General features: G+C 25.0%; 25 protein-coding genes, 1 tRNA gene and 1 rRNA gene. 8 read left to right on the top strand and 19 right to left on the bottom strand.

The features are described 5' to 3' along the window. The first annotated feature begins 14 nt into the window (after nucleotides 1-14). The 4 genes from rpmE (at nucleotide 15) to ABXT61_RS00930 (ending at nucleotide 1,166) form a co-directional block, all read left to right on the top strand. Nucleotides 15-245: a 50S ribosomal protein L31 gene (gene rpmE / locus ABXT61_RS00945; RefSeq protein ID WP_168606666.1), complete on the top strand. Its 231-nt coding sequence runs from the start codon at nucleotides 15-17 to the stop codon at nucleotides 243-245. Then, nucleotides 246-833 (top strand): cell cycle transcriptional regulator TrcR, encoded by a 588-nt coding sequence (locus tag ABXT61_RS00940; RefSeq protein WP_415315452.1) that lies wholly within the window; start codon nucleotides 246-248, stop codon nucleotides 831-833. It begins immediately after the preceding gene. A 55-nt stretch (nucleotides 834-888) separates the two neighbouring features. Continuing rightward, nucleotides 889-1,083 (top strand): 30S ribosomal protein S21, encoded by a 195-nt coding sequence (gene rpsU / locus ABXT61_RS00935; RefSeq protein ID WP_006997326.1) that lies wholly within the window; start codon nucleotides 889-891, stop codon nucleotides 1,081-1,083. A 6-nt stretch (nucleotides 1,084-1,089) separates the two neighbouring features. After that, nucleotides 1,090-1,166: transfer RNA gene (locus tag ABXT61_RS00930), tRNA-Met, on the top strand. 7 nt (nucleotides 1,167-1,173) lie between these two features. Here the strand turns inward: ABXT61_RS00930 and ABXT61_RS00925 are convergent. The 14 genes from ABXT61_RS00925 to ABXT61_RS00860 all read right to left on the bottom strand — a co-directional run bounded on the left by ABXT61_RS00925 (nucleotide 1,174) and on the right by ABXT61_RS00860 (nucleotide 12,008). Beyond that, the gene (locus tag ABXT61_RS00925) at nucleotides 1,174-1,872 is read right to left on the bottom strand and encodes a transaldolase family protein (protein ID WP_415315451.1); all 699 of its coding nucleotides are present in this window, start codon (nucleotides 1,870-1,872) and stop codon (nucleotides 1,174-1,176) included. Between the two features lie 6 nt (nucleotides 1,873-1,878). Next, a complete protein-coding gene (locus ABXT61_RS00920; RefSeq protein WP_415315450.1) occupies nucleotides 1,879-3,273 on the bottom strand; it encodes an NAD(P)(+) transhydrogenase (Re/Si-specific) subunit beta in 1,395 nt (464 codons plus the stop codon). Nucleotides 3,274-3,275: 2 nt separating this feature from the next. Next, a complete protein-coding gene (locus ABXT61_RS00915) occupies nucleotides 3,276-3,584 on the bottom strand; it encodes a proton-translocating transhydrogenase family protein (protein WP_271480134.1) in 309 nt (102 codons plus the stop codon). A gap of 4 nt (nucleotides 3,585-3,588) precedes the next feature. Further along, nucleotides 3,589-4,677 (bottom strand): Re/Si-specific NAD(P)(+) transhydrogenase subunit alpha, encoded by a 1,089-nt coding sequence (locus tag ABXT61_RS00910; protein ID WP_415315449.1) that lies wholly within the window; start codon nucleotides 4,675-4,677, stop codon nucleotides 3,589-3,591. Nucleotides 4,678-4,687: 10 nt separating this feature from the next. Next, nucleotides 4,688-4,798 (bottom strand): aa3-type cytochrome c oxidase subunit IV, encoded by a 111-nt coding sequence (locus ABXT61_RS00905; protein ID WP_415315448.1) that lies wholly within the window; start codon nucleotides 4,796-4,798, stop codon nucleotides 4,688-4,690. A 5-nt stretch (nucleotides 4,799-4,803) separates the two neighbouring features. Continuing rightward, nucleotides 4,804-4,929: a type B 50S ribosomal protein L36 gene (ykgO, locus tag ABXT61_RS00900; protein WP_006997331.1), complete on the bottom strand. Its 126-nt coding sequence runs from the start codon at nucleotides 4,927-4,929 to the stop codon at nucleotides 4,804-4,806. Between the two features lie 12 nt (nucleotides 4,930-4,941). Beyond that, nucleotides 4,942-5,056 (bottom strand): 5S ribosomal RNA (gene rrf, locus ABXT61_RS00895). A gap of 41 nt (nucleotides 5,057-5,097) precedes the next feature. Beyond that, entirely contained in the window at nucleotides 5,098-6,000 is a 903-nt protein-coding gene (locus ABXT61_RS00890) for an NAD-dependent epimerase/dehydratase family protein (RefSeq protein ID WP_415315447.1), read from the bottom strand. Further along, the gene (locus ABXT61_RS00885) at nucleotides 5,993-6,937 is read right to left on the bottom strand and encodes a GDP-L-fucose synthase family protein (protein ID WP_415315446.1); all 945 of its coding nucleotides are present in this window, start codon (nucleotides 6,935-6,937) and stop codon (nucleotides 5,993-5,995) included. Before ABXT61_RS00885 ends, ABXT61_RS00890 begins: the two co-directional genes overlap by 8 nt. Continuing rightward, nucleotides 6,930-7,973, bottom strand: coding sequence for a GDP-mannose 4,6-dehydratase (gene gmd / locus ABXT61_RS00880; protein ID WP_415315445.1), 1,044 nt, complete (start codon nucleotides 7,971-7,973; stop codon nucleotides 6,930-6,932). Before gmd ends, ABXT61_RS00885 begins: the two co-directional genes overlap by 8 nt. Nucleotides 7,974-7,975: 2 nt before the next feature. Next, the gene (locus tag ABXT61_RS00875; protein WP_415315444.1) at nucleotides 7,976-8,794 is read right to left on the bottom strand and encodes an NAD-dependent epimerase/dehydratase family protein; all 819 of its coding nucleotides are present in this window, start codon (nucleotides 8,792-8,794) and stop codon (nucleotides 7,976-7,978) included. Next, nucleotides 8,794-9,648, bottom strand: coding sequence for a glycosyltransferase family 2 protein (locus ABXT61_RS00870; protein ID WP_415315443.1), 855 nt, complete (start codon nucleotides 9,646-9,648; stop codon nucleotides 8,794-8,796). Before ABXT61_RS00870 ends, ABXT61_RS00875 begins: the two co-directional genes overlap by 1 nt. After that, entirely contained in the window at nucleotides 9,566-10,297 is a 732-nt protein-coding gene (locus tag ABXT61_RS00865) for an FkbM family methyltransferase (protein WP_415315442.1), read from the bottom strand. Before ABXT61_RS00865 ends, ABXT61_RS00870 begins: the two co-directional genes overlap by 83 nt. Beyond that, nucleotides 10,290-12,008, bottom strand: coding sequence for a hypothetical protein (locus tag ABXT61_RS00860; protein WP_415315441.1), 1,719 nt, complete (start codon nucleotides 12,006-12,008; stop codon nucleotides 10,290-10,292). Before ABXT61_RS00860 ends, ABXT61_RS00865 begins: the two co-directional genes overlap by 8 nt. An 83-nt stretch (nucleotides 12,009-12,091) precedes the next feature. On the opposite strand from ABXT61_RS00860, the gene ABXT61_RS00855 reads away from it, so the two are divergent. Beyond that, a complete protein-coding gene (locus ABXT61_RS00855) occupies nucleotides 12,092-12,757 on the top strand; it encodes a glycosyltransferase family 2 protein (protein ID WP_415315440.1) in 666 nt (221 codons plus the stop codon). Here the strand turns inward: ABXT61_RS00855 and ABXT61_RS00850 are convergent. Both ABXT61_RS00850 and ABXT61_RS00845 read right to left on the bottom strand, forming a co-directional pair. Beyond that, nucleotides 12,750-13,769: a hypothetical protein gene (locus tag ABXT61_RS00850; protein ID WP_415315439.1), complete on the bottom strand. Its 1,020-nt coding sequence runs from the start codon at nucleotides 13,767-13,769 to the stop codon at nucleotides 12,750-12,752. The two genes, ABXT61_RS00855 and ABXT61_RS00850, sit on opposite strands and share 8 nt — an antisense overlap. Further along, on the bottom strand, nucleotides 13,766-14,497 hold the full coding sequence (locus ABXT61_RS00845; protein WP_415315931.1) for a glycosyltransferase family 2 protein: 732 nt from the start codon (nucleotides 14,495-14,497) through the stop codon (nucleotides 13,766-13,768). Before ABXT61_RS00845 ends, ABXT61_RS00850 begins: the two co-directional genes overlap by 4 nt. Nucleotides 14,498-14,556: 59 nt before the next feature. Here ABXT61_RS00845 and ABXT61_RS00840 point away from each other — a divergent pair, with 59 nt between their 5' ends. After that, nucleotides 14,557-15,651: a glycosyltransferase gene (locus tag ABXT61_RS00840; protein ID WP_415315438.1), complete on the top strand. Its 1,095-nt coding sequence runs from the start codon at nucleotides 14,557-14,559 to the stop codon at nucleotides 15,649-15,651. Here ABXT61_RS00840 and ABXT61_RS00835 read toward each other — a convergent pair. Beyond that, nucleotides 15,648-16,805 carry a glycosyltransferase gene (locus ABXT61_RS00835; RefSeq protein WP_415315437.1) on the bottom strand — a complete coding sequence of 386 codons (1,158 nt, stop codon included), beginning with the start codon at nucleotides 16,803-16,805 and terminating at the stop codon, nucleotides 15,648-15,650. The two genes, ABXT61_RS00840 and ABXT61_RS00835, sit on opposite strands and share 4 nt — an antisense overlap. A gap of 18 nt (nucleotides 16,806-16,823) precedes the next feature. After that, nucleotides 16,824-17,642 (bottom strand): glycosyltransferase family 2 protein, encoded by an 819-nt coding sequence (locus ABXT61_RS00830; protein ID WP_415315436.1) that lies wholly within the window; start codon nucleotides 17,640-17,642, stop codon nucleotides 16,824-16,826. A gap of 209 nt (nucleotides 17,643-17,851) precedes the next feature. Here ABXT61_RS00830 and ABXT61_RS00825 point away from each other — a divergent pair, with 209 nt between their 5' ends. Both ABXT61_RS00825 and ABXT61_RS00820 read left to right on the top strand, forming a co-directional pair. Further along, entirely contained in the window at nucleotides 17,852-19,423 is a 1,572-nt protein-coding gene (locus ABXT61_RS00825) for a hypothetical protein (protein ID WP_415315435.1), read from the top strand. 5 nt (nucleotides 19,424-19,428) lie between these two features. After that, nucleotides 19,429-20,139, top strand: a complete 711-nt coding sequence (locus tag ABXT61_RS00820; RefSeq protein ID WP_415315434.1) for a glycosyltransferase family 2 protein — start codon at nucleotides 19,429-19,431, stop codon at nucleotides 20,137-20,139. Here the strand turns inward: ABXT61_RS00820 and ABXT61_RS00815 are convergent. Next, entirely contained in the window at nucleotides 20,129-20,398 is a 270-nt protein-coding gene (locus ABXT61_RS00815; RefSeq protein WP_415315433.1) for an NAD-dependent epimerase/dehydratase family protein, read from the bottom strand. The two genes, ABXT61_RS00820 and ABXT61_RS00815, sit on opposite strands and share 11 nt — an antisense overlap. Nucleotide 20,399: the final 1 nt, after the last annotated feature.

Below are 20,399 nucleotides of genomic sequence, written 5' to 3'. Positions count from 1 at the left end.
CTATAAGTCTCGATATGAAAAAAGACATACACCCAAACTACCACGCAATTAAAGTGGAAATGACTGATGGAACTCAATTTGAAACAAGATCAACTTGGGGGAAAGAAGGTGAAGTTTTAAAATTAGAAATCGATCCAAAATCTCATGCTGCATGGACAGGTGGAAAACAAAAATTAATGGACAAAGGTCGTGTAAGCAAATTCAATAAAAAATTCCAAAATTTCAGATCAGAAAAGAAAGATTAAATGTCAAACATACCATTAATGCCAATGGCAACAGCTGTTTGGTTAGTAGAAAATACAACACTTACTTTCAAACAAATTTCAAAGTTCTGTAATTTACATGAGGTAGAAGTGCAAGGTATTGCCGATGGTGAAGTTGCAAAAGGAATAATGGCTTATAATCCGATTATATCAGGTCAACTTACTAGAGAGGAAATTGAACTGGCATCAAAAGATGAAAATAAAGAATTACAAATAAAAAACACTGATATTGAGATTTCAACCGAAGATAAAAAAATTAAAAAATATATTCCTTTGTCTAAAAGACAAGATAAGCCAGATTCAGCTTTGTGGTTAATCAAACATCATTCATTACTAAAAGATTCACAAATAGCAAAACTAGTTGGAATAACCAAGGTATCTGTTACCGCAATTAAAAATAAAAGTTATTGGAATTATAACAATTTAAATCCTAAAGATCCTGTAGCGTTAGGACTGTTTTTTCAAAAAGATCTAATTGAAGCTATTGAAAAAGCTGAAAGAAGAATAAAAAGGGAAAAAAAGGAAAAAGAGAAGGCCAAACTAACAAGAGAAGTTTCGAACATTGAATAATTTTAATAGACACCAAAATTATATGATGGTACTTAAACATTCTTAAAAAATATTTATGAAAATAGAAGTCAAAGATAATAATATTGAACAAGCACTTAGGGTTCTTAAGAGAAAATTACAAAGAGATGGGTTTTTTAAAGTAGTGAAATTAAAAAGTGTTTACGAAAAACCTTCTGAAAAGAAAAAAAGAATTCTACAAGAGAATATTAAAAGAGTTAAAAAGCTTAATAAGCTTAAAAATAGAATTTAAATATACCGCGGGGTGGAGCAGTCTGGTAGCTCGTCAGGCTCATAACCTGAAGGTCGGCGGTTCAAATCCGTCCCCCGCAACCAAAATTAACTAAATTTTAAAATTAGATTTTTTACTATCAACTAAAAATGCTTTAACAGTTTCTTTTGTAAGCTGATCAAAAGTTTTTCCAAAGTTTTCAATTTTTTCAATAGTTGCTGGTGGAATGGTAATGATATGACATCCCAATTGTTTTGCTTGTAAATAATTATAGGGCTCCCTAACACTGGCCCAAAGTATTTCTACATTTTTAAATTTCTTTGCTAAAGTTATACTTTTTTTAAATTCTGGAACTGGATCTTTGCCTGTATCACCTGCTCTACCTGCAAATATTGAAATTATAACTTTAGTTTTTTTATTAATTAATTTTAGAATTTTTTCTGTTTGTTTTGCGCTATAAATTGCCGTGATATTAAGTTTAATATCTAAATTATTAAGCTCTTTAATAATTTTACTCATAAAAATACCTTTTGAATTGGAAACTGGTACTTTTACATAAACATTCTTTCCCCAAGCATTAATCTGAAGAGCTTGTTTTTTCATTTCTTTATATTCGTCAGCAAATACCTCCAATGAAACAGGTTTATTATTACAAATTTTTAATATTTTCTTTGAATAGGATTTATAATCTTTTGCTCCAGCTTTTCTCATTAAGCTTGGATTGGTCGTAAAACCTTTAACTATTTTTTTCTTATTGAACTTCTTTATTAAATCTAATTCTGCAATGTCACAAAATATTTTTGTTGTCATCAATTTTTAAAGGTTTTTAGTTATATCCTCAGTCATTTTTTTTGCATCTGCAAATAACATTAGCGTGTTATCTTTATAAAACAATTCATTGTCAATTCCAGCATATCCAGGTGATAAACTTCTCTTTACAAATAATACTGATTTACACTTTTCAACATCTAGTACTGGCATTCCATAGATTGGACTTTGTGGATCTGTTTTTGCAATTGGGTTGGTTACATCATTTGCTCCAATTACAAATGCAACATCTGCATTAGCAAAATCATTATTAATCTCTTCAAGTTCAAAAACTTCATCATATGGAACATTCGCTTCGGCCAATAACACATTCATATGACCTGGCATTCTTCCTGCAACAGGGTGGATTGCATAAGTTACTTTAATATCATTTTTCTTTAACGTATCTACCATTTCTCTTAAAGCATGCTGTGCTTGAGCTACAGCCATACCATAACCTGGAACAATTATGACAGATGATGCATTTTTCATTAAGAAGGCTGCATCTTCCGCATTACCACTCTTGACTGGTCTTTGTTCTTTATTTCCTGTTGATGCAGACTGTTCTGTTGCACCAAATCCTCCTAAAATTACATTAAAGAAAGAACGGTTCATACCTTTACACATTATATAAGACAAGATTGCACCAGAAGATCCAACAAGTGCACCTGTTATAATCAATGCGGTATTTTCTAAAGTAAAACCAATTCCTGCAGCAGCCCAACCAGAATAGGAATTTAGCATTGAAATAACCACAGGCATATCCGCTCCACCAATTGGAATAATTAATAAAAACCCTATTAAAAATGAAACTCCTATTAAAACCCAAAAAAAGTTAGATGACTGCGATGAGCAAAGTAAATAAGTTAAAATTAGAATTGAAATTAACAATAAAGCATTAAGAAAATGCTGCCCCTTAAAAGTAATTGGCGATCCTGACATTATTCCTTGAAGTTTTAAAAAAGCAATTATTGAGCCTGAGAATGTTATTGCACCAACCGCAGCTCCAATTGACATTTCAATTAAGCTTGCAAGTTTAATGACTCCAGGTGATCCAAGATTAAAAGCCTCTGGATTTAAGAAAGCTGAGATTGCAACAAACACTGCTGATAGCCCAACTAGGCTATGGAAACCTGCTACCAATTCTGGCATAGCAGTCATTGGTATCTTGTAAGCTATGAATGCCCCTATAAGCCCACCTACTAGTAAAAAAATTAATACATAAATCAGACCAGTAGAAAAACTTCCAACAGACAGAAAGGTAACAGTGATAGCTATCACCATTCCCAAAATTCCAAAAAAATTACCCTGTCTTGAAGTTTCTGGTGATGAAAGACCTCTTAATGCCAATATAAATAGGATCCCTGAAACTAAATAAAGTATTGCCGATAAGTTTGCTGACATAATTATTTATCTTTCTTCTTTTTTTTATACATTTGAAGCATTCTTTGAGTAACCAAAAATCCTCCAAATATATTAATGGCAGCAAGAGATATTGCTAAAAAACCAAGAATGTTCGAGATCGTAAAAACATTGTCAACACTTCCTGCCAAACCTGCAATTATAGCACCGACAATAATTACTGAGGAAATTGCATTAGTAACTGACATTAGTGGTGTGTGTAAAGATGGGGTTACACTCCATACGACATAGTACCCAATAAAAATTGATAAAATAAATATGCTTAATCTGAATATAAAAGGGTCTATTTCCATAAATTTACTTAATTAATGTTTTGTTAATTATCTCGTCTTCTAAATTAATATTAATTTTTTTATTTTCTTTATCATATAAGTTGGTCACAAAATTAAATACATTTCTTGAATACAAGTTTGAAGCCGAAACAGGAAGTTTATTGAGAATATTTGTTTCACCCATAATCTTTACTCCATTTTTAACCACAATTTTATCGACTTCAGTGAATTCAGCATTTCCACCCTGAACTGCAGCTAAGTCATAAATAACAGATCCGGAATTCATATTATCAATCATAAAACCTTTAATAATTAATGGAGCTTTTTTACCTGGGATTAAAGCTGTACATATTACAATATCAATTTTTTTTAAAGTTTCTGCTAATAAATCTTCTTGTTTTTTTTTAAATTCTTCAGAGGCTTCTTTTGCATAACCATCCTCTGTTTCAAGATTTTCAGATCCTTCAACTGTTAAAAATTTTCCACCTAGGCTTTCAACTTGTTCCTTTGAAGCCATTCTTACATCGGTAGCAAATACAATAGCACCCATTCTTTTTGCAGTTGCAATAGCTTGTAATCCAGCAACTCCTGCACCTACTACTAATACTTTTGCCGCTGGAATTGTGCCAGCTGCTGTCATCATCATGGGTATTGCTTTTTCAAAGTTAGCAAATGATTCGATTACTGCTTTATAACCTGCTAGGTTAGCTTGTGAAGAAAGAATATCCATTGATTGAGCTCTAGTTATTCGAGGCAGCATTTCTAAAGAAAAAATATTTATATTTTTTTTAGCTAAATTTTCTATTTTTTCTTTATTTGTATAAGGATTAAACACTCCAACTAGAGTTTGATTTTTTTTTAAGTTTAGAATGTTTTCATCTGACAATAAACCTAATTGAATAATGATATCAGCACTATTTAAAACTTCTGATTTATTAGTTAAAATTTCAACACCTAATTCCTTATAGTCACTATCTTTAAATCCTAAGTGTTCACCATACTTTTCAACTATAGAAATTTCAAAACCAAGAGCTATATATTTTTTTGCAATTTCAGGAGTTATTGCTATTCTTTTCTCAATATTTTGATTTTCTAAAATTGAAACAATTTTCATAGAGTAAACTCTATAACAAGAATATCGCCATTAAAACTAAAACACCAATAACAGCGACAGTTCCCCACAGAACAAATTTTGTGAAGCTGCTCCAAGTATCTTTATGGTTTTGATTGTCCATAAAAACTACTTCTGTCTTGCTTTAAATTTTGGGTTTGTTTTATTAATTATGTAAACTCTTCCTCTTCTTCTAACTAACTTAGAGTTAAGGTCTCTTTTTTTTAATGATTTTAAAGAACTTTTTATTTTCATAATATTTTTTATAGCCGGCAATGTCCTACTCTTCCGTGTCTTAAGACAAAGTACCATTGGCGCTGAAGGGCTTGACTTCCGAGTTCGGAATGGGATCGGGTATAACCCCTTCGCAATAATCACCGGCGTGTGTGTTATACCTAAAATAAATATATTGTAAACAAAGAATTACAGTCTTTTTTGGGAGTTTTTAACAATATTTGAGATGTAGTCTTTTAGATTAGTTTTTCCAAAGATTTTATAAACTTTATTTGACAAGTTCATACTAGTTAATGCTGAGGCATACCTCTCACCTGCTCTAGCCTTAAGAAACTTGATTTTACTATTAAACATTTTGGCAACCTCTATGATCGTGTAACTTTTTTTATTCGATATACTGTAATGTCTACACTTGTTTTCTTTCCACGCATAATAACACGCATCAACTGTATCAAAGATATGGGTAAACCTTCTAGATTGTGATCCTGGTTTGACTATGGTTAGTAGTTTTCTCTTTCTAAACTGATCTTCAAATATTCCAATTACAGTAGCCATTGAACCTGTTTTAATTTGTCCTGGTCCATAAACATTATAAAAGTAGATTATTTCAAATTTAAATTTAAACCATTTTTTTAAATTTTCTAGTAATTCTAAATTTTTAGCTTTAGTAAATGCATATGGGGATAAATTTTTATCAACACCTTTATTTCCAATAGTGGCTGATGTTGCTGAATATATAAGTTTTATTTTATTAGAAAGACAAAAATTAAACACCTCATTTGAACCAATTGTATTTGAATCAATACAATCGTTCATTTTTAAAAAACTTTGATATATTCGGGAGAACTCACCAAAATGAAAGAGTGAATGAATATTTTTTTTAAATAATTCTAAAATTTTTGAGATATTTTTTGTATGTGATTTTATGTATTTTATTCTTTCACTTTTGATGTGATTTTTTTTATTTCCAGTAGAGTAATTATCTAAACTTATTATATCAAAGTTTGTTTTTTTTAATAGATATTTAATTAAGTTAGAGCCAACAAAGCCAGCTCCACCAGTAACTACAATATATATTTTTTTTTTATACAACTTTATTATTTTCTAAAAAGTTTAGATAAGTTTTTGTTATTGCCTCATCTAATTTTGTTTTGGGTTTCCAGCCATATTTATTTGCTAATTTAATATCTAAAACTTTTCTTGGCGTTCCATTTGGTTTTGATAAATCATATTTTATTTTAATCTTATTTTTTGGCATAATTTTATTCAATATTTTCTTTGCATATTGTTTAATTGAAAAATCTTTTCCTGTACCAATATTAAGTGTTGTTCCAGAAAAGCTCTTTTTCATAAAAAAAATACAAGCATCAGCTAAATCATCAACATAAATAACTTCTCTTTTAGCTAGGCCATTTCCCCATAGTGTTAATTCTTTTTTATTGTTTAGTTTTAGATCGTGTACTTTCTTAATTAATGCAGGTAAAAAATGTGAATTTAAAGCATTATAATGATCATTTGGTCCAAATGTATTTGTTGGCATTAAACACTTATAGTTTGTTTTGTATTGAATATTATAACTCTCACACATTTTAATTCCTGCAATTTTAGCAATAGCATATGCATCATTAGTTTTTTCTAGCTCTCCGGTTAATAAATAGCTTTCTTTAATGGGCTGCTTACAGTTTCTAGGATAAACACAACTAGAGCCAAGAAAGATTAGATCTTTTATTCCACATAAATACGCAGAGTGAATTAAATTAATTTGAATAGACAGATTGTCAAAAATAAATTCTGCTCTATACTTGTCGTTTGAATAAATTCCCCCCACTTTTGCAGCAGCTATAAAAATAAAATCAGGTTTATTTCTTTTTAAGAAACTAAGAACTTTTTTTTGATTTTTTAAATCGAGTTGTTTTTTAGATCTAAAAATTAGATTTTTATAGCCCTTTTTTTTGAGTTTTCTTATAATTGCGCTTCCAACTAAGCCCTTGTGACCAGCAATATATATCTTTGATTTTAGATTAATCATTTCCTAAATTTGAAATCTCAGAATCAACCATTTCCTTTACAAGCATTTTTATATTAATTTTTGGACTCCACTTAAGTTCTTTTCGAGCTTTAGTAGGATCACCTAATAATGTGTCTACCTCTAAAGGTCTAAAATATTCTTTATCACATTGAACTATACATCTTCCGCTCATATCAAAGCATTTTGTTTTTACTCCTGATCCTTTCCAATAATATTTTATCTCTAACTGATTAAGAGTTAAATCTACAAATTGTTTAACGGTGTATTGTTTCCCAGTAGCAATTACATAATCAGAAGGTTTTTTCTTTTGCATCATCTTCCACATAGCTTCTACATAGTCTTTAGCGTGTCCCCAATCTCGTTTTGCATCTAAATTTCCTAGGTATAGTTTTTTCTGTAATCCTAATTTAATTTTACACAGGGCTACAACTATTTTTCTTGTTACGAATGTTTCACCTCTGACAGGGCTTTCATGATTAAATAAAATTCCATTACATGCGAATATATTGTAGGCTTCTCTATAGTTTACTGTTATCCAGTGTGCATACACTTTAGCAACACCATAAGGGCTTCTTGGATAAAAAGGTGTATTTTCAGATTGCGGAACCTGTTGCACTTTACCAAACATTTCAGAGGTACCAGCTTGATAAAATTTTGTTTTTTTTTGAAACCCATGAAATTTAATGGCCTCTAATATTCTTAATGCTCCGACAGCATCTGCATTTGCTGTATATTCAGGAACTTCAAATGAAACTGCTACATGTGATTGTGCGGCTAAATTATAAATTTCATTTGGTTTTATATTTTTAATCATTGTTGAAACAGATAGAGAATCTGTGATATCCCCATAATGTAAAATAAAATTTCTACTTTTTACTTGAGGCTCTTGATACAAATGATCTATTCTTCCTGTGTTGAATGATGATGACCTTCTTTTAACGCCATGAACAATATAACCTTTGTCAATTAATAATTTAGCAAGGTAAGAACCATCTTGTCCGGTAACACCAAAAATTAAAGCAATTTTTTTTTTCATTTTTATATAAAGAAATTTTTACTAATAATTATACATTCTTTTCTTAAATCATCTAGACGATTTTTAATTTTAATTATCTTCATAAGTTTATCATTATTTAGTGTAAAACTTTCATTATTAAAAGTATTGTTAATATTAATCAACTTAACTTTATTATGATTATGATAATTTAACCATTTTATAATTTTTTTTGTATAAATTTTTTTTCCTATCGAAACATTAAAAACACCATATGAACCATTTATTATCAGTGCATGAATAATTTCACAAAATTTTTTTATAGAAATAAAATCTTTATAAGTATCTTTATTTTTATATATTAGTCCACGTTTCACTGTTTCAAAAAAAATATCAGAAAATGTCTTATGAAGCTTTTTTTTACTATTATTTGGAGATCCTATAATATTAGAAATTCTTAAAATCAAAAATCTATTTTGTAAAATTGTTTTGATTGAAATCTCAGATTGCAATTTATTTTTTGAATAATTGCAGGTTGGATTTTTTTTATGAGATTCTTTTATATTAAATTTTGGTTTATAAACTTTTCTAGTACTTAACATTACTAGTTTAGTTTTGGAGTTTTTTATTTTTTTTGCTATCAACAAATCATAATCATTTTGAGATTGATATTTATTATTTATATAACTCTTATTAGAAGAGCAGTTAATAATATAGTCAAATTCTTTATTGCCTAAATAGGATTTGATAATAAAATTTTTAAAACTAATTGAATAAAAATTTATTTTTTTTTTATTAAAAAATTTGATTAGATTTTTAGAGATGAAACCCTTTTTTCCAATTATTAGTATTTTTTTTTTCATCAAATAAAAAAATTTAATAATTTAGTCAAAAAATAATCTAAATTTTTTTTGTATTGTATTTTATTTTTAAAAAAAAAATATTTTACATAAGCATGTGCTTGCTCTCTTCTTTTCCACCAATTAAAAGATAAAAATATAAACTTTGAAGAAATCATTTTTGGAGATTGTCTATAAATCGTTAAATTTTTTTCTAATATAAAAAAATTTTTTTCTATATATTTTAAATATATTGCTATTCTGAAATCCATCCAAATGTCTGGGAATAAGTTGAAATTAATTTTATTAATCATTTTGTTAAAAAGGTTTCTTTTTACTGCAATGCAACTTTGAGGAGGAATGTATGGCCAAAAAGATGACATAATCTTTTTTTTATTTATAATAATTTTTTTTTTATTTTTGTACGCATGAATTGGTAAGTCAAATATTGAAGAAATTTTTTTATTACTTAAAAATTTATTAACTATTGCCTCTATTTTATTTTTTTTAAATAAATCGTCACTATCTAAAAAAAAAATTATATCTCCACTGCTTTTTTTAAAAGCTCGCTTATATGCATTAATTTGATTAAATGAACCATATTTTCCACGTTTCTTATTTTTTATAACCTTTATATTTTTGTATTCATTAATCTTTTTTATAGAATCGTCTGAAGATAAATCATCATGGAAAATAATTTCAATATTATCATATGATTGCTGTTTAATTGAATCAATGCAATCTTCAATATATTGTTGATTATTATAATTTGCTATCAACACTGAAACTTTTAATTTAGTCAATTTCTTTTCTTCTATAGATATATTCAAATGATTTTCTAAATGGCATTCTAGATTTAAATATTTGATAAAAATCATTTTTTTTTAAAAGATAATTAATATCTGAAAATGTATATTCTTTAATAATCATATTATCATAGTGATGCTCAAACATTATTGTATCCACAGATTTAATTCTTTTTTTTAATCCTATTAGGATTTCATATTCATAACCTTCTGTGTCAATTTTAAGAAAAGATATTCTATTAAAATTATTTTGATATATATAATTATCTAATGTTTCTGTTTTTAACTTAAAACTTTCATATATTTTTTTTTTATTTCGTAAATTTAATAAATTAAACTTTCTTTTAAAATATCTTGATTCTTGATTAATATTATTTATTGTTGAAGAAGAACTTTCGTTAAACTGATTAAAAGTAACTACTCTACCATCAGAACTTAATGCTAAATTTTCTATAATTATTTTTGTATTTGGAAATTTTTTTTCTAGATTTTTTTTATTATTTTCTAAATATTTAAAATTTAATGGGCTTGCTTCAAATGAAACAATATTTTCTACTTTCATATTTTTTAGAAATAAATTTATAGATTCTCCTTTATGTGCCCCAACATCAAAAATTAAGTTAATCTCCGATAAACTATTTTTTTTAAGAAATTTAATAATCTTTTTTTGATAAAAATAATCAAAAAAACTTAAAAATAATAAAACTAATTTTTTAATCATTCATTCTATTATTAAATATTATCTTCCCATATTTTTTATACACTTTTTGTTTTTTAGAACATAGGACATTTGAATCTATACAAAAATTATATTGAGTTATTAAATCATTCATTGATTTTTGAACACGAAAATTACTATCTTCTACCCAATAGAACACTTCAATTAATGGTTTATATTGATAAAAATTTACCTCTTTAATTATTCTATGAATATTTCTTAAGTTAAACACCAATATTGTTATAATAAGTAATATTAGTGTGGCTCTAGTATATTTAATATAATCTATCTTAATTAATTCTAGCCTCATGCAAACTGGTATAAAAAATAACAATCCAATAATACTATAACCTCCGTATCTTAATGCTGGATGATTATAAAACCACTCAAATCCCAAAACTATTAATATCAAGTAGATTAAATAAATATAATTATAATTATTTTTATATTTATATTTATATTTATTTAAAGATTTTCCTTTGAAAGAAAATATCACAATAATAATTAGTAATATTAACCCTAAAAGAAAATCAGAAACTTTATTAAAAAAATAAAGATCCATCCAATTTTTAACCCAGTTAAAACCTTGAATATACTCATTTGGATTTAAAACTCTTGATGTTGGTGTTTTTCCAGCTTTTGACCAAAGTTCATAATGATTATTCATTAAAAGTGTTTCTGTAGAAGGAATGCTCCAATTTAAATTATCAAAACATGTAATGCTTAAAGGGTATATTATGCAACCTGTGTTGATAAAATAAGTAAATAAAACAAAAAATAATAATAATATAAATAAAGAAAAATATTTATTAAAAATTAAAAAAATAAACGACTTAGTATAACTCTTATTTTTTGACTTCATCAAAAAAAGTAGAGGTATGAAGAATGCTGCATACAATATATAAAATGCTTTTAGTGAAACTATAATTGCTCCCAATAAATACAGTTTAAATAAATCTATACTTTTGATATTTTTTAAATTTATAAAAACTATCATCTCAATTATAAATATAAATACTAATATTTGTGCAGATCGATCTGTTCCATGCTCTGCAATTCTATAAAAAAAAATATTAATAAAAATTATCGAAAACAAACTAAGATAGTTTGTGAGATTAATTTTTTCTTTTTTAATTTTTAAATAAGTAAAATAACTATGAATATTTTTAAGTAATATAATGTTTGCAAAACCTAAAATATAAATTTGAGAAAGATGGAACAAATGAAACTTTGCATATGGTAAATAAAATAATGAGTTTATATAAAATATAGATGAGGGTGTTCTAAAACCATGACCAAACTGGCCAACACCAATATAAAAACTTTGCTGTGTTAAATAATATGTATACGGAAAATGATAATATGAGAAATCATCATGATTTTTATATAAAAATAAAGAACTAGAAATTATAATAAAAACAAAAAAAGTTAAAAATATTTCTTTTCGATATTTTAAATAATTTTTTATAATTTTTAAAAAAAAGAGAATTGTACCAATAATAAGTATTAGAATATTATGAAATTGAGAATGTGCTAAAATAAAATTACTTAAATATGAATATACTAAAAACACATAGATTCCAAATAAGCCTACGTATCCAAAGTTATTGCTAACTAATTTTTTTTCGAATACTTTTAAAAAAAAAGAACCATAACCTAATACAGAGATGAGAATTACAAAATAATAAAATATTAAGATTAAAAAATTAGGCATCGCCTTTAATTATAGGATTTTTTATTAAAATAACAGCATATAAACTTGAAAAGTTATTACAATACTTTAATTTGATTTTGATTATGAAAAACCTTACTTTAATAATTCCAGCTAAAAATGAATCTGAAAGTTTGCCAACAGTATTAAGTGAGTTAAAAAAATTTAATTATAATGTTAATATTGTTTTGCATTCCTCTGATACAAAAACTATTCAGTCAATAGAAAATCATAAAGTTAATATAATCTATCAAAAAAACTTAGGTTATGGAGATGCTATTATTGAAGGTATAAATAATTGTCATACTGAATATTTTTGTATTTTTAACGCAGATGGTTCGTTTAATCCCTCTGAAATAAATAACATGCTTAAATCTATGCAAATTAGACAGTTAGATTTTATATTTGCATCTAGGTATGAAGCTAACGCAGGCAGCGATGATGACACAATAATAACCCTAATAGGTAACTTTATATTTAGTTATATTGGAAAAATATTTTTCAAGCTTAATATATCTGATATTTTATATACTTATTTAATTGGAAAAACTGATCAAGCAAAAAAACTAAATTTGTCCCAAAAAGATTTTTCTTTATGCGTTGAATTACCAATAAAAGCAAAAAAAAATATGATGAAATTAGGATGTATAAATGCTTTTGAAAGAAAAAGAATTGCTGGTAAAAAAAAAGTTAATGCCTTCCGAGATGGTTTTTTGATTTTAAACCATATGATTAAACTATTTTTCAAATAGATTTTGAATTTTTATTTTTTAGCTTTATGTAAACAAAAGTATAAAAAAATACATTAAATATTATAATTAGTATTAGAATCTGAGAATTATTATAAAATTTTGTTGCCAACATAATACCTAATAAATTATAAAGATTAATTAATAAGCCGGTAAATGTATTTACATAAAAATTATTTCTACCAAAAATTTCTCTCAAATAAAAAAATATTAGTTGATGTAGGTGATTTGTGTCTGGATTAATTGGTGAAATTGAAAATTTTACTTTTCTTAAAATTGAAAATAGATTCTCATAGGCGGGATACCAAAGCAAACTAATTACAAACAAAGATGACATGGAGTCATTGACTTTATATGTGTCAATCAAATATATAGCAAATAGCAAGCCCAATAAATATGATCCACCATCCCCTAAATATAATTTGTTAAAAAAATTTAATATAAAAATAGCTACTAAAACATATATTAAACTTCGTAAGTCTAAAATTTGACTTGCTTGAATGCCGTTTAAGTCTAGATAATATAAACTAGAAGAAATAATTAAACAATATCCAACAAGAGAGGTATTGACACCATCTATAAAATTATACCCATTAATCACCACTAGAATACAAAACATTGTAAAAGCTATTTGAAAACTAATATTTCCAAGCAGATAATCTAGTAAAAGTATATTTGTTGGAGTGATAATAATTGATGAAAAATGTATGCAGGTATATACCGTCAAAATTTGAAAAAACAATCTTAGTTTTGGAGAGTTAATTTTTTTTATGTCAGACAAAAAACCAATAAAAAAAATAACTGAAATAAAAAAAATAAAAGTAAAATTTGATAAATTAATATAAAAAAAAGATGCAAGAATTAGAATTATTCCACCTAATAAAGGTACACTTTCAGAAGATGTGAATTTTTGATGAGCATCTCCTGTTAAATTTAATAAAATATTTTTTTTAATACAAATATAATTCAAAATTAAACCTAAACTTAAGATTAAAAAAAATAATATAATATTCATTTTGTGTTAATCTGTTTTAAAAGAAAGTTTATAGAAAGCAAACATAAATAAAAAAAAGATTTTATTTGGTTGAATTTCATATACTTCCTATAAACTAAATATCCATCTTTAAATTTTTGGAATTTAGATGAAGACAAAGAATTATCAAGCTTTCTCCATTTTGTTAAATTGTCAGGTAAAGCATAAATTTTTTTTTCATTTAGAGTAATTTGAAGCCATAAAACATAATCTTCTTTAGTTTTTATACTGGCAAATTTGATATTATTTTTAATTAATTTTTTATCTAATATTATTGTTGATAGCCCAATATCGCATGACTTCAAAAGTTGTTTATGACTAAGGTCTTTTGCCTTACGCTGTCCAATTACTTTATTTTTGTAATTAATTATATAATACGAAGTGTGTGAAATTTTAATTTTATGTTGTTTCATAAAAAAAATTTGTTTTTTGAGTTTATTTCGAGACCACAAATCATCTGAATCTAAAAAAGCAATAAACTTTCCCCTGCTTAATTTAATTCCTTTATTTCTTGATGGGCCTGCACCCATGTTTTTTTTGTTAATAAAAATCTTAATTCTTTTATCTTTTTTTTTTAAATTGTTAAGAATGATTAAATCTTCATGATTAGTATCATCATAAATAATTATTAATTCTAGATTTTTATACGATTGTTTTAAAACGGAATTTATACTTGAAGTAATATATTTTTTTTTTTGATAATAGGGTATAATAACACTTATAAACTCATTTTATAACCTTATTATAATTTTATGCTTAGTAAATAGAAATGAAAAAACAATTAATAATATTTATGCCCTCTATTGAAGGCGGAGGTGTTGAAAAAAATTTGTTTTTAGTGAGTAATTATCTATGTAAAAAACTAAATAATGTAACATTAATCACAATTTCAAAAAAGTATAAAAAAAGATTTAACAACTCAATTAAATTTATTTCTCTCACATCAAATTTCTGGGATAGATTAAATAGAAGATCAAAATATTTTTTATCAATTTTTTTGCTTATTAAAGAAATATTAAAAAGTAGAAATATAGTAGTTTTTGCATTTCAAGCTAATATATACTGTATAATAATCTGTAAATTATTTTCCATTAAAGTGATAGCAAGATCAAATTCAGCACCTGCTGGTTGGTCTAAAAATTTATTAAAAAGATTAGTTTTTAAGTTTTTTTTAAATCTTGCAGATAGAGTTATGGTTAATAGCATTCAATTTAAAAGTGACTTGAAAAAAGAATTTGATGTAAATGCAACATGTATTTACAATCCATTAAATAATGATGAAATCATAAAAAAGTCTAAAAAAAAATCAAAAAAAATATTTACAAATAAAAAACAATTAAAAATATTAAATATTGGAAGATTAACTGAACAAAAAGACCAGATCACACTTTTAAAAGCCTTAAATCAAATCAAAGAAATTATTAAATTTGAAGCAGTTATAATTGGACGTGGTAAATTACATAAAAAACTTTCAGAATATATATTACAGAATAATTTAAATCAGTTCATAAAGATAATTGATTTTGTAGACAACCCCTTTCCACTACTAAAACAAGCTGAATTATTTATACTATCATCTAAATATGAGGGTTTACCAAACGTATTATTGGAGTCGTTAACATTAAAAAAGTTTATTATTTCCTCCAAGTGTCCTACTGGTCCGCAAGAAATTTTATTGAATGGCAAGGGAGGGCTTTTATTTAATGTAGGAAATCATAATCAACTAGCAAATAAAATAATATATTACAAAAAAAATAAAAAAAAATGTTTAAAGAAGTTAAGTCATGCAATTAAAAAATTGCATAGATTTGATTATCAAATTAATCTTAAAAAATACTTAAATTTGGTTAACCAAATAAACTAATTAATATTATTCTTTAAAATATTTTTTAATTTAAGGAAATGCCTATATTTTGTGTATTGTTTAGTATTTTTTTTTATTTCAAATTTATGTTTTTTTAAGTCTTTTAAGTTGGTGTATTTTATTAAACTGTTAGATAATTCACCCTTCTTATTATTTTCAAATAAAATTCCATATCTTCCATCTGACAAAAATTCTTTTGGTCCATTTGGACAATTACTAGAGATTACAAATAAATTTGTTAAAGCAGCCTCTACCATTACAAATCCTACCTCTTCCCACAAGGAACTTAAAACAAAAACTTCTCCTTTTTTAAAATATTTAAAGACATTATTCACATGTCCAATTAAATAAACATTTGTTTGAAGTTTTTTTTTTATAATTTGTTTTTCTAACTTACTCCTTTCCTCGCCATCACCTAGTATCAATAGTATAAAATCTTTATTATTTTGAAGAAAAGTTGAAAATTCATCAATTAAGTATGAAAAATTTTTTTGTTTTGTTAGTCTTCCAGCAGCAAAAATTAGTCTTTTTTTGTCAAATGTTTGAAAATTCTGAATTTCTGAATTTTTTTTAAAAATGAATTGTTTAATATCAATTATCGCATCAGGTAAAAAAGAAATTTTATTTTGATCAAATAAATTTATGTTAATAAGTTTATTCATTAGCTCAATAGATGGGCTTGTTACCATATATAATTTTGCTGATATTATTTTCCAAAATGATTTTCTTATTAAATTTAATTTAGGCATACCTGAAATCCTTAAAATAAATTTTGTATCTGTTTTTAATAAATTCATAATTGTTAGAGGTAAAGAGGTAATTAAATGGGCAATAAAAAATTCTGGTTTATTAGATTTTATCAATTTAATAAGTGGGAAAAAACAGAATAAAAAAATTATTATGTAGGAAAAACGGCTCTGAATATAACCATGTTTAGGAAGGTACTTAAAAAATTTATATTTAAAATTAATAATTTTTACATGATTTTCTTTAAAATAATCTAAATATTCATCCCACTCTCCGCATGCATTAATTAATGTAACGTCAAAAAAATTTGATCCATATTGAACGGCTGATACAGCAGAATTTAATGTTGATTTAACAGTACCGACAGGATTTAAGCAAGGCGACCAGTAAAAAATTTTCTTTTTCATAAGTGATTAATATTTTCATTATTTAATTATTTTTTTTTTCCAGTAATTTAAAATTTTATAAATTCCTAATATTAAGAGGAATATAATATTTTGTCCATTATCATGTCTAATTTTTAATTCTTCAAAAAACATTTTTCTATAAGAAATAGTACTGGAAAATCCTCCTCTCCTAAAAACTCCAACAACTTCATTTTTTTTTGTTGCAATTCCAATTAATTTTTTTTTTACAATCATTCTATAAAAATAATCATAATCAGCATGGTATTTATATTTTATATTATACAAACCAACTTTCTTGGCTGCATCTTTTTTAATAAAAAAGCCAGTTGAATGACTAGAATAAAAGCCCCAACTAAATTTTATTTTCTTAGGTTTATACCCATATAAAATGCCCCAATGTTTTTTTACACTACCAAATATAAAGTCTGCTTGTGGATTCTTAGTTATATATTTATGAACAATATCAAATGCTTTATTTGTGTACACATCGTCAGAATTGATTATTCCAATATATTTTCCTTGCGCTAATTTCATTCCTTTATTAAAAGCATCATATAAGCCTTTATCTTTTTCACTTAACCAATAAGAAATTTTATTAGAATATTTCTTGATAATCTTTAAAGAATTGTCATTTGATTGTCCATCTATCAAAATATATTCAAAAGATTTTTTTTGTTTCAATACACTCTTTATAGTCTCTTCTAAGTGTTTTTCACCATTCAACACTACTGTAATTATAGATAATAAAGGTTTTGATAATTTAAAATTTAATCTTTGCCCTCCATGCAATATGTTCCTTTTTTTAACAATGTAGATTGATTTAAAATTTTCTTTCATTTTTCTAGGTCTGTTAGTAGTAATTAAATTATTGTTAGAATTAAACTATATTATAAAATAATATATTTTAAATTTATAATAACTATTTAGATAAAATTTAACGCTATAAATAATTAATATAAATCAAATAAACTATAAAATGAAGATTGCAGCCATAATAGTTAGTCAAAAAGACAGTAAAAAATTTGAAATAACCTTTTTAATAAACTATGAAATTTGAAAAAATATTTATATCTATATTCTTTATAAGTTTTTTAACTATTGGTCTTAATGTTTATAAGGACTATGGCATATCAGTTGATGAGGTTGGTTATAGGTATCAAGGAGTAACAATTTTATACACTTTAAATGACTATTTTTTTCCTGAATTTTCAGAAAAAATAGCCAGTGGAAAAGATTATTTCACAATTCCTGAGTTACAAAAAACTCAAATATTTTCAGGTATTCCTTTTCATATTTTTACAACAATTTTAGAATTTTTGAGTGGAGCAAAAAATAAGGTTGAGGCCTTGCAACTGAAACATTTATTAACCTTTTTAGTATTTTTTTTAGGAGTTTATTGTTTTTTTCTTATATTAAACTTGAAATTTAAAAATTATAAATTTGCTCTTTTGGGAGCATCTTTTTTAATTCTGTCGCCAAGAATTTTTGCTCAATCTTTTTATAATCCAAACGATATACCTTTTATGAGTTCAATAATTTTTATTTCTTATTTTTATTTAAAATTTTTTCAAAAATTTAAAACTAAACATTTAATTTACTCATGCATATTTTCATCTATCTCAATATGTCTTAGACCCATGGCTATTTATATGCCAGCTCTATTCATGATTGGGTTAATATATATTTTTTCAATAAAAAAAATCAACTTAAACACATTATTAAAAAAAATATTTATATTTATCATCTTAATTTTAATTCTTTCATATATATTAAATCCCCCTATATGGATTTCGCCAATCAAAATATTTATACAACAATTCCAATGGGCAATAAACTCAAGTGTTACTGATATATTATACTTAGGTAAGTTTTACCCAAATACAGAAACACCTTGGCATTATTTAATAGTTTGGATATCAGTCACCACACCAATATTATATTTAATACTGTTTTTTTTTGGTATTTTAAAGATATTAACAAATTTAATAAGCGAAATTAAAGTAGGATTTGATAAAATAAAAATTAACGATCTTTTTATTTTTTTTGTTTTTTTAATTCCTTTTGTAGCTGCAATTGTGTTATCAAAAAGTTTATTAAATGGATGGAGACATTTATATTTTATTTACCCATTTATAATTTTTATATCGATGATTGGTTTAAAATGGATTTTTGACAAAAACAAAAAATTAAAATACTTAATAGTGTTTCCAATATGTCTATCTTTGATTGATACATCTTACACAATCTATAAAAATCATCCATTTCAAATGACATATTTTAATTTATTGGCTGGAAAAGATGTGCAAGATAAATTTGAACTAGATTATTGGGGTGTTTCAAACAAAGCTGCCATAAAATATATTCTTGATAATGACAATAGAAAAAAAATCAATATATATGGAATTAGCCGTACTAAATTAAGCTATACTGTAGATTTTTTTTTATATCCAGAAGAGCAAAAAATAATCTCTTTAGTAAAAAATATTGAAGAGGCTGATTATATAATAACTGTTTATAATGGATATGTTCGAAGAAAAGACATAATAAATGATAAATTTAAAATTTTTAACGAAATAAAATCTGGGGATGCAATAATTAATTCTACTTTTATAAAATAACTTAAATGATTAATAAAGAAAAAATATCAATACTTATTTTGGTTTGTAATGAAATAAAAACAATTGAAAAAGACATCATATCTATAAAAAAAAATTTAAAAAATTTTATAGATTATCAATTGGTTGTTATTCAGGATGGAAGTACTGACGGAACTTATGAAAGGCTAAAGTTTTTTAAAAAAAAATATAATTTAACATTAAATAGCGTCAAAAAAAGAAGAGGTTATACAAATGCATTTTTGACAGGAATTAAAAGTTGTCGTAATGATACTATTTTTTTTTCTGATACAGGAAAAAAATATGATTTTAAAAATTTAAGGAAGTTTATAGATACTTTTTTTAAGAAAAAAACTGATCTACTATCTGGCTACAGGATTAAAAGAAAAGATAAAATTTTTAGGAGAATACTGACTTTTTTTTATACCAAGTCTATAAATTTGTTATTTAACAAAAAATATAAAGATTACGATTGCGGTTTCAAAGTTTTTAGGAAAACCTGTATAAAAAAAATAGTAAATAAACAAAATTTTACTCCCTACTTGTTTACATCTCAAATATTCATATATTTCTTCAAATATAATTATAAAATAATTCAATTGCCAATAGAATATTTGGAAAATAAAAAAAGATGGTCTAGAGGAATACCTATGACAAAAATACCTAAAGTAGTTATTTTGTCTCTTATGAATCTTTTAAAGATTAGATCTAAATTTTAAATTTTTGAGTCCCCATGCTTTCAAAATCAAAAGGGATGTTTTTTAAAAATTTAAGTTTATGTATAATTTTTTTACTTAAATCTATATTGAAGAAGTGAAAATTTTTAGCTTCAAGATAATTTTTAATGAATTTTTTTTTACCTAACTTAAAATTATCTACCCCTATTATAATATTTTTTGGTGACAATAACTTTTTTATCAGCTCTGAACCCAACATTCCAGCAACACCAGTTATAAAAATAATTTTTTTATTTTTCATT

The organism is Candidatus Pelagibacter sp. Uisw_137, from assembly GCF_047720245.1.
In the GTDB taxonomy this organism is placed as follows: Bacteria; Pseudomonadota; Alphaproteobacteria; order Pelagibacterales; family Pelagibacteraceae; genus Pelagibacter.
This window is presented reverse-complemented; position numbering and strand designations above follow the sequence as displayed.